Genomic DNA, 9026 nt, shown 5'->3' on the forward strand with positions numbered 1-9026 from the left:
TTCCCGGAATATTAACCGAAAGGGATAGCTTATGATCGAGTATCAATATCTCCTCGTAGTCCTGCTCGGTTTGGTCATGTTGGTGGGCGGCTTTTGGCTCGGCCAGGTCTCGAAGGGCAAAGCGCTACGTATAATAGGGCCGCCGGCGGGCGTCGTAGGCCTCATCGTAGTATTTATCGGCATCCTGCTAACCTGCGTTCCAGGCTTCTTTACCTGGTAAATCTTCGGGGACTTCCACTATGCCGACCGTCGCTTTCAAAACGCTCGGCTGTAAGCTCAACCAGTACGAGACGGAGGCCGTGCGCGCCGGCGTCGAGGACGCCGGCTTTTGCTCCGTCCCGTTCGACGGCCCGGCGGACTTCTACGTCGTCAATACCTGCACCGTGACGCACCGCAGCGACTACAAGTCGCGGCAGCTCGTGCGGCGCGTCTGCCGCGAGCGGCCCGGCGCCCGCGTCGTCGTTACCGGCTGCTACGCCGACCTCGCGCCCGAGGTTTTCGCGCCGCTCGGGCCGAACGTAACGGTCGTCCCCAACAGCGACAAGGAACGGATACCGGCCCTCATAGCCGGGGAGGCCGGCGCGCCCGACGCCGCCCCCAGGCGCCGCGTGACGCGGTTCGCGAACAAGACCAGGCTTTTCCTCAAAGTCCAGGACGGCTGCGACCACGCGTGCGCCTATTGCGTAGTCGTGGCGGCGCGGGGGCCGAGCCGAAGTCGGCCGGCCCGCGAAGTAGTCGCCGACGTCCGCGACGCCGTGTCGGTCGGCGTCAAGGAAGTCGTGCTGGTGGGCGTGGACCTGGGCTCGTACGGCCGCGACGGCCGCCGTTCGCTCGCGACCTTGCTCGCCGAGCTCTCGGCGCTGCCGGGCGAGTTCCGCTTGCGCCTGTCGTCGGTGGACGCGTCCGATTTCGAGCCGGCGCTGGTACGCGAGGTGGCCGCCGGCGGCCGCGTATGTCCCCACGTCCACCTGCCGCTGCAGTCCGCGGACGACGGCGTATTGCGTCGGATGCGGCGGCGGTACCGGGCGGCCGATTACCGGCGCCTGTGCCTCGAGCTGCTCGAGCGCGTCGGCGACGTCGCCATCGGCGCGGACGTTATCGCGGGCCTCCCCGGCGAGGACGTCGCGGCCTTTAAGAAAACGCTCGCGCTGGTAGAGGAGATACCGTTCGCGTACTTGCACGTCTTCCCCTACTCGCCGCGGCCCGGGACCGACGCCGCGGCCATGGCCGACCGGGCCCCTCCCGACGAGCGCGAACGTCGCGCCGCGCTGCTGCGCGAGCTCGCCGCGGCGAAGCGTCGCTCGTACGAGCGGCGGTTCGCAGGCGCGGTCCGGGCGGCGCTGGTGGAAGAGAGGCGCGACGGCCGCGGCGGCGCCGCGGTGGCCTTGACCGATAATTATCTACGCGTGCCGTTGCGAAATTACGAGGGCGCGGGCAACGTTTTCGCGAACGCGAAGTTGGTCGACGGGGAAGGCCGGCTGGCGGCGTTCATAGCGACGTAACCCCGCGTCAAGGTGGTAACTTATGGGATACCCCCTTTACGCTTACCTCGAGCCCACGTACCTGATGTTGGTACCGGTTATCATATTGGGCTTCTACGCCCAATGGAAGGTTCGGGCCACTTATAAGAAGTATGCCCAGGTGGCCGCGGCGGCGGGCTTGCCGGGCGCGAAGGTGGCGGCGCAACTGTTGCAACAGGAGAACCTCGGCGGCGTCGGCCTGGAGGAAACCGGCGGCACGCTGACGGACCACTTCGACCCGCGCTCGAACACGCTGCGCCTTTCCTCGGGCGTGGCGCGCAGCGCGAGCATCGCGGCGTACGGCGTCGCCGCCCACGAGGTGGGTCACGCCGCCCAGCGCCGCGACGGGTACGCCTTCCTCACGGTTCGAAACGCGATATTGCCGGTCGCCAACATTGGCTCGCAGCTGTTCATCCCGCTGCTCATCGGCGGCTTTATCTTCCGGTGGGGTTTTCTGATTAACATCGGGATAATCTTATACGCGTTCGCGGTGGCGTTCCAGCTCGTGACGCTGCCCGTCGAGTTCGACGCATCGCGGCGGGCGCTGGCTATGCTGCGGGGTACCGGCGCCGTCGCGCCGGAGGAAGTGGCCGGCGCCAGGAAGGTCCTCAGCGCCGCGGCGCTCACGTACGTCGCGGCGACGTTGACCGCGGTAACGTGGCTCATATATCTATTGATCGGGGCGCGGCGGAGTTAATAAAAAAGCCCCGCGTCGCGGGGCCCCCGGTCGTCGTTTCCGTTAACGGAACGAGAGCGTCGAGCCGTCGTCGGCGACGACGTAGACCGCGTCCGGCCCCACCGCCGGGCTCGACGATACGCCGGCCGGGGCATCCGCTTCCCAACTTATCTCGCCGTCCCCCGCGCGGACGGCGTAAATTTTACCCGCGGCGGTGCCGACGTATATGAAACCTCGAGCCGCGGCCGGGCTTCCTTCGACCGCGCCGTCCAGGCCGCGCTGCCACAACCGCGCGCCGTCGGCCGAACGCAGCGCGACGAGGTTGCCTTCCCACGTTCCGGCGAATATCGCGTCGTTCTCGGCGGCCAGGCCGCTTACGCCGGCGCCGGCGGCGTAGCGCCAGAGCGGCCTCGCGTCCGCGGCGCTCACCGCGAATATCTCGCCGTCCTCCGATGCCGCGACGACGGTCCCGGCCAGTACGAGGGGCGGCGCGGTGAGCGGCGCGCCGGCGTCGTAGCTCCAATCCGGGCGGCCGTCGGCGGCGTCCAAACATAGAAGCCGGCCGCTACGGGAGGCGACGAAGAGTTTCCGCTCCGCGAAGCAGGGCGTCGTCCAAACGGGCCCGACCTCTTCGGCGACCCATTTTAACCTGCCGTCGCGCGCGCCGAGGGCGAATACTTTACCGTCCAGCGTGCCGAAGAAGACCTTGCCGTCGGCTACCACCGGGTCCGCGACTATTTTGCCGCCGGCGCCGAATTTCCATCTAAGGCGGCCGCGCGGCACGTCCAGCGCGTAGAGGAATCCGTCGGCGGCGCCGAAGTAGGCCGTATCGCCGGCGAGGGCCGCGCTGCCCGCTACGTCGCCGCCGGTCCGAAAGCGGTAAAGGACCCTGCCGTCCTCGGGCGCGATAACGTTGAGGAAGTCGTCGTTGGTGCCGACGAGCAGAAAGCGCTCCGCCAGCACCGGCGACGAAAACGACGGCGACTTAAGCTCGAGCTTCCACCCGGCGACGCGCGGGGGGCCGGCGAAGTCGGGGCGGAGGGAAGCGGCGCGCCCCGGGCCGCCGCGATACGTTTCCCACGTCGGCCCGCAGGCCGATATGAAAAACGCCGTTGCGGCGAGAGCGAACGTAAGGTAATTTATTACGCGGCGCACGAGCTGAACTTTACCATCGCCGACGAGTTATGTCAACTTTCGCCCGAGCTTCGGTTACCCAGGATTTCCTGGACGACTTGTACGGCCGGATCGCGCGCCGCTACGACCTGGTCAATTACGTCCAGAGTCTCGGCATGGTGGGCCTAATGCGGCGGGACGCGGCCGCGTTCGTGGGGCGCGGCGCGGTCCTCGACGCCGGGGCCGGCAGCGGCGGCCTGGCCGCGGCCTGCCTCGCCGCCGGCGCGTCGCGCGTGGTGTGCTTGGACCGCAGCCCGGAGATGTTCGCCGTCGCCCGGGCCAAGCTCGCGTCGTACGAACGGGCCGGCCGGGTGCGCTTCGTGCTGGGCGACGTCACGCGGCTGCCTTTTCGGGATGGCGCCTTCGATAACGTCGGCAGCGCCTTCGTCTTCCGGAATATACCGTCGACGGATGCCGCGGTGGGCGAGGTGCGGCGCGTCCTCAAGGCCGGCGGCCGGGTAGCGGTGGCGGACGTCTTCGCGCCGCCGAAGGGTTTGACCGGCGCGTTGTACAAAATTTACCTCAACGTTATGGTCCCGTTGTGGGGACGACTCATCGCCCGCGACGGCCTCGCCTACCGCTACCTGTCGGCGTCCATTCAGAATTGCTTTTCGGCCGAGGAGCTCGCCGGCCGGCTGGCGGCGGCGGGCTTCGCCGACATTCGAGCCCAGGCCAAATTCTTCGGCGTCGCGCACGTCGTGAAAGGGCGCTTACGTTGAACAGGGATATTCGGGCGTTATTGACGGCGGCGTTGGTACTGGCGGGCGCGTGTTCGGCGCCGCGGCCTGCGCCCGAGGAGCCGGCGGCGGTGGCGCCGTACGGCGAGGACGAGTTCGCGGCTCGAGCCGCGGCGCTGCAGAAGACGTGCGAGTTGGCCGCGGTTTACCTGGGGACGGACAACGCCCGGGCCGCGGCGGCGGTGGAGCGGGCGCGCGCCGAAGCCCGCGAGGCCGTGCGGCGGGCGCCGGACGCGTACCGGGGGGTGGTGTTCGCCCGCGCGCTCGAGCGGCTGGACGGCGCCGCGGCGGCCTTCGCCGGCGTGGGCGACTACGCGCCGCCGTTGCCGGACGTGACGTACGAGCGAATTCGCGGGGAGCTTCTGTCGGCCGCGGACGAGCTCCGGCCGTTGGGCGAACCTTATTATTTAAAAGTGGCTCGACGCTACGAGGGGGTGGGACGCCGGCGCGTCTTCTGGGGGCCGCTGCCGCCGACCAAATCGAACCGGCCGGCCGGGCCGCGCGCGGCCGCCCCCTCGCCCGAACCCGCCCCCGAGCCGGCTCCCCCGGCGGAGGCGCCGCCGACCCCCGCGCCCGAGACCCCCGCCCCGGGCGAGTAACCGCCTTACCCCCCTATATTACCCGGTCCCGCCTGAGCGCGATGACCAGCGCGCCGCCGCCCACGACGGTGGCTGCGGCGGTGAGCAACAACCCCAGCCGGACGTCGACGGCGTCCACCGAAGCGCCTATCGCCGGCGCCGTTACGATGAATACGACGCGAGTCATTAAATTCTTTATCGACATCACCGTGGCCCGTTTGTCCGACCAGGTGTGGCGGTTGATGTAGTCGGCGATGACCGGGTGCGAGAAGCCGCGGACGAATTGCGCGAACAGCACGAACAGGAAACCGAACGGCGTCACGAACGCCGCCATCGCGACGAGGGAGGCGCCCAGAAGCACTGGCAGGCAGATGAGCGTGAGCCGTTTGCCGATGGCCCGTTCCACCGCGAACGCGATCTTGCCGGAGAAGGCGGCGAATACGTTGAAGAGAGCGAATATCAGGCCGAAGTAGGGCAGCGGGATACGGCACAACTCGAAATAGGGTTGATACAGCCAGAAGCCCACCGTTCCCAGGCCGTTGATGAGGGCGGCGAGCAGGATGAGCCACCGCACCTCGACGTTTTTATATAGCGCGAACCGGCCTATTTTATATAAAAAATATAACTCGCCGCGCGGATGGCCGCCCTTGCTGCGGGGCGGCTCGCGCAGGAAGAGCGCCACCACGACGGCCACGGCGAGCGCGGCCGCCGTCAGGTAGAACGTCAGCCGCAACCCCGCGGTCGCGACGAAGCCGCCCACGACGGCCGCCGCCGCCGCCCCCGAGAGCGCCAGGAACGAGGCGTGGCCTTCCACCTTTTGGTACTCCTCCTCCCGGCCCAGCCCGAGCAGCGTGTCGTAGAGCACCGCGGTGTCGGCGCCCGAGATGAGCGAAGCACCCACGGCCCACAGCAACTCCGCGGCCAGGAATTGGCCGAAGCCGTAGCCGGTTCCGTAGACGACGCAGGCCGCCGTCACCGCGCCGGCGCCCAGGAAGATGCTCGGGCGGCGCCCCACGCGGTCGGCGAAGAACCCCGACGGCACCTCCAGCGCGACTACTGCCACCGCAAACGCCGTCTGCAGCAGCATCACCTGCGTCATCGAGAGCCCCCGGGCCTGGAAGAAGATGACGATGACGGGGATGAAAAAGACCAGGTTGCCGCACAGGCGCGCGGCGTAGAGCAGCGGGATATTGCGTTTTAACGTTCCGTATGCCATATCGTCTTCGCGGGGCTTTATTAGCGCAAGGGGCGGCTTACGCCGCCCCCTCATTACGACCGAAAAGATTCCGGCTGCGTAGAGTGGTTACTTCTTGCCGCGCTCGGCCCACTTCCGCTTGAGCATCTCGCCGCGCTCGTGCCACTTCTTTTTCATAAGGTCGCCCTTCCATTCCGGGATGGGCTCCTTCTTGGGCGCGGGGCCGGCGATCATAGCCTGGACGCGGGCGCGGATGTTGGCTATCTCCTTCTTCTTGGCCTTGGCGTCGGCGCCCTTGGGGTCAACGCCTTCGCCGGCGTTTATTTTCTCGTTGAGCCACGTGTCGATGTTGCCGAGGTCGACGATAGCGGCGTCGATGAAGTCGCGGTCGGCTTTACCCGGGCTGTAGGCCGGGGCGAGTTCCTCGAAGAGGCCGACGCACTTGTAGAGCGAGATGGAACAGAAGATATTGTCCCAACCCAGCGTATCTTCCGCGGAACCGAGGGTATCGTCGAGTATGACCAGGTTGTCGAGTTTGGTCGGGTGGTAGACCGGCTGCTCGGGTACGGAGACCTCTTCCACGCCCTCTTCGGTGGGCGTCGTGGTCTCCTCCACCGTGATCTCTTCGAATTTGCCCGTCTCCTTAGCGGCTTTGCCCTTGCAGCCGAACGCGACGAGCGTCGCCGCCAGCGCCAGCGCGAGCGCCCAATACAAATATTTACCTCTCATGAGAGCTGCTCCTTTCCCCTATGGAAGTAAGAAAATGCCGGTATATTTTCAGGGTTTGTTTATATGATAATTCCCGGCCTAAGTCAACGTAAAATTTCGCGCCAGGCCGAATTCCCCTTTATGACGGCCGCCACCCGCCGACGGTTTAAAGGCGGAAGGCGGCCCGCAGGCCGCCTTTACCGGTCGTAAATATCGTAGGAGGTCGCTACTACTTGCCGCGTTCGGCCCACTTTTTCTTCATCATCTCGCCGCGCTCGTGCCACTTCTCCTTCATGAGGTCGCCCTTCCATTCCGGGATGGGCTCTTTCTTGGGCGCGGGCGCGGGCCCGCCGATCATGGCCTTGACGCGGGCGCGTATGTCGCGGATTATTTTCTTCTTGGCTTTGGCGTCGGCGCCGGTGGGGTCTATGCCCTCGGCTTTCGTAATATTCTCGTCGAGGAAGGTTTTGACGTTGTTGAGTTTGGCGATGGAGTCGTCGATGAAGGCGCGGTCGCCCGAGCCCGCGGCGTAGTGTTCTTGAAGCATGGTGAAGAGGCTCACGTTCTTCTCGAGCGAGATGGAGGTGAAGACGTTGTCCCAGCCGAGGTTGTCCTCGCTCGCGCCCAGCGTGTCGTCCAGCATTTTGAGGACGTCGAGTTTCGCCGGCACGTACATGGGGGCTTCGGGCGGGGCTTCGGTTACCGGCTCTTCACCGGGCGGGGCCGGTTCTTCGGCGGGAGGCGTCTCGACGGAAATGGGCGCTTCGGCCGGTTTTTTCTTCAGTTTATCGCAGCCGAAGAGCGCGAAACCTACCGCCAACATGACGATCATAACCCACAATAATTTCGTGTTTTTCACCTTCGGGCGCTCCTTTCCGATTCAGCGAAAAGTTTATAAGGACAGCTTTGTTTATTTAGTATAGATAACTAACGCGGCCAAGTCAATACCAATTTTAGCCGCCTCGACGGTTACGCCTCGAGCAACAGGTCGGTACGGCCGCTGGCCACGAACGGCGCGGCGCGGCGGTTCAGCGCGTGTATGACGTATATCTGGACCGGGTCCTTCTTGCCCTTGACGCGGCTGGGGGGCAGCGGCGTCGCGAAGCAGTAGTCCTTGACGTGGAGGTAGGTGGTGTTGTCCATCAGTATCTGGCCGCGGTCGGTTTGGCCCTCGATGCGCTGCGCCAGGTTGACCTTGTCGCCGATTACGGTGTACTCCATTTTCTTCTCGGAGCCGATGTTGCCGGCTACGACCTCGCCGGTGGTGATGCCGATGCCGGCGTAGACGGGCTCTTTTCCCTCCTCGAGCCGTTTTTTATTAAATTCGGCTATGGCCTTTTGCATCTCGGCCGCGGCCAACGCGGCCTTGAGCGGCGCGTGGTCCTGGTCGAGGGGGGCGTTCCAATAGGCCATGACGCCGTCGCCCAGGAACTTGTCCAGCGCGCCCTCGTACAAAAAAATTATGTCGATCATTATGGCCAGGTACTCATTAAGGAGGGCGACCACCTCGTGCGGCTCGTGGCGCTCCGAGAAGGGCGTGAACCCCTCCAGGTCTGAGAATAGGACCGTCACCTCGCGCGTCTCGCCTTCCAGGCTGATGGCGTCCTTCTGGGAGAGGATTTTCTCGGCGACCTGTTTGGTTACGTACCGCTTGAAGGTGTTCTTGACGAACTCGCGGTCGCGCAGGCCCTCGGTCATCAGGTTGAAGTCGTGGGCCAGGCGGCCCAGCTCGTCGCGCCGCCGCTGCTCGAGGCGGTAGTCGAAGTCGCCCTCCTGGACGCGGGCCAGGCCCGCGGCCAGCTCTTTGACCGGCCTGGTCCAGGTGACCGAGACGGCGACGGCGACGGCCAGGCCGGCCAGGATGAAGACGGCCGCTACGCCGGCCGCGGTCAATACCTCGCGCTCGACGAGCCAATTCAGGCCCGCGACGGAGTAGCCGACGCTTATCATATAGCGGGCTTTGCCGGTCCGGGGGTCGGTGACGTTGGCATTAACGCGGCCCAGGTTGGGGGCGTCTATTTTGTAGTAGTCGAGGGGCTCGAGCTTGCGGCCCGAGGCGTCCACCACCGGTACGCGCGGGTTGGAGGAGGCGAGGACGACTTCTTCTTGCCCCCGCAGCACGAGCACGTACACCGGCGTGAGGTCGTAGGCCGCGGTGTTGAAGCGGAGGCGGTATATCTCCTTTAGCCACCCTTCGAACTGGCCGCGCTCGAGCGTCGTGAAGGCGCGCTGGATGAGGGCGACGGTGAGGTTCATGCGCGCGCGGGCGTCGTCGTCGATGCGGCCCAATTCCCGCCACAGGTTGACGGCCGCCACGGTTACGATGGCGAGGATTATTATCGCCTCGATGACGAGCGTCAGCTTGAGCGCGAGCGTTTTGCGGAATTTAATGGCGTTTTTCGCCATAGGCCTTCGCCTCGCCCGAGTGTAATCGGCGCC

At 65.8% G+C, this 9026-nt stretch carries 10 protein-coding genes; 5 read left to right on the top strand and 5 right to left on the bottom strand.

What is annotated here, in order from left to right; genetic code table 11:
• Positions 1-31 precede the first annotated feature (31 nt).
• The 3 genes from VMX79_09640 to VMX79_09650 are packed head-to-tail and all read left to right on the top strand — an operon-like array spanning position 32 to position 2217.
• Positions 32-220: a hypothetical protein gene (locus VMX79_09640; protein ID HUV87362.1), complete on the top strand. Its 189-nt coding sequence runs from the start codon at positions 32-34 to the stop codon at positions 218-220.
• A 19-nt stretch (positions 221-239) separates the two neighbouring features.
• Positions 240-1502, top strand: a complete 1263-nt coding sequence (mtaB, locus tag VMX79_09645) for a tRNA (N(6)-L-threonylcarbamoyladenosine(37)-C(2))-methylthiotransferase MtaB (GenBank protein ID HUV87363.1) — start codon at positions 240-242, stop codon at positions 1500-1502.
• A gap of 22 nt (positions 1503-1524) precedes the next feature.
• Positions 1525-2217 carry a zinc metallopeptidase gene (locus VMX79_09650; protein HUV87364.1) on the top strand — a complete coding sequence of 231 codons (693 nt, stop codon included), beginning with the start codon at positions 1525-1527 and terminating at the stop codon, positions 2215-2217.
• A 42-nt stretch (positions 2218-2259) separates the two neighbouring features.
• Here the strand turns inward: VMX79_09650 and VMX79_09655 are convergent, their stop codons facing one another.
• Positions 2260-3351, bottom strand: coding sequence for a PQQ-binding-like beta-propeller repeat protein (locus tag VMX79_09655; protein HUV87365.1), 1092 nt, complete (start codon positions 3349-3351; stop codon positions 2260-2262).
• A 29-nt stretch (positions 3352-3380) separates the two neighbouring features.
• Here VMX79_09655 and VMX79_09660 point away from each other — a divergent pair, with 29 nt between their 5' ends.
• Complete coding sequence (locus tag VMX79_09660; protein HUV87366.1) at positions 3381-4088, top strand: class I SAM-dependent methyltransferase; 708 nt, start codon at positions 3381-3383, stop codon at positions 4086-4088.
• The gene (locus VMX79_09665) at positions 4085-4705 is read left to right on the top strand and encodes a hypothetical protein (protein HUV87367.1); all 621 of its coding nucleotides are present in this window, start codon (positions 4085-4087) and stop codon (positions 4703-4705) included. Before VMX79_09660 ends, VMX79_09665 begins: the two co-directional genes overlap by 4 nt.
• Positions 4706-4718: 13 nt before the next feature.
• Here the strand turns inward: VMX79_09665 and VMX79_09670 are convergent, their stop codons facing one another.
• From VMX79_09670 to VMX79_09685, 4 genes are all read right to left on the bottom strand, one after another.
• Entirely contained in the window at positions 4719-5900 is a 1182-nt protein-coding gene (locus VMX79_09670) for an MFS transporter (protein HUV87368.1), read from the bottom strand.
• Positions 5901-5987: 87 nt separating this feature from the next.
• A complete protein-coding gene (locus VMX79_09675; GenBank protein HUV87369.1) occupies positions 5988-6608 on the bottom strand; it encodes a hypothetical protein in 621 nt (206 codons plus the stop codon).
• 208 nt (positions 6609-6816) lie between these two features.
• On the bottom strand, positions 6817-7446 hold the full coding sequence (locus tag VMX79_09680; protein ID HUV87370.1) for a hypothetical protein: 630 nt from the start codon (positions 7444-7446) through the stop codon (positions 6817-6819).
• 110 nt (positions 7447-7556) lie between these two features.
• Positions 7557-8993, bottom strand: coding sequence for an adenylate/guanylate cyclase domain-containing protein (locus VMX79_09685; GenBank protein HUV87371.1), 1437 nt, complete (start codon positions 8991-8993; stop codon positions 7557-7559).
• Between the last annotated feature and the right edge of the window lie 33 nt (positions 8994-9026).

Source organism: bacterium (genome assembly GCA_035529855.1).
GTDB lineage: Bacteria > RBG-13-66-14 > B26-G2 > WVWN01 > WVWN01 > WVWN01.

Coding starts and splice junctions, on each gene's coding strand:
- VMX79_09640 (HUV87362.1), top strand. CDS start 32: ATGATCGAGTATCAATATCTCCTCGTAGTCCTGCTCGGTTTGGTCATG.
- mtaB (HUV87363.1), top strand. CDS start 240: ATGCCGACCGTCGCTTTCAAAACGCTCGGCTGTAAGCTCAACCAGTAC.
- VMX79_09650 (HUV87364.1), top strand. CDS start 1,525: ATGGGATACCCCCTTTACGCTTACCTCGAGCCCACGTACCTGATGTTG.
- VMX79_09660 (HUV87366.1), top strand. CDS start 3,381: ATGTCAACTTTCGCCCGAGCTTCGGTTACCCAGGATTTCCTGGACGAC.
- VMX79_09670 (HUV87368.1), bottom strand. CDS start 5,900: ATGGCATACGGAACGTTAAAACGCAATATCCCGCTGCTCTACGCCGCG.
- VMX79_09675 (HUV87369.1), bottom strand. CDS start 6,608: ATGAGAGGTAAATATTTGTATTGGGCGCTCGCGCTGGCGCTGGCGGCG.
- VMX79_09685 (HUV87371.1), bottom strand. CDS start 8,993: ATGGCGAAAAACGCCATTAAATTCCGCAAAACGCTCGCGCTCAAGCTG.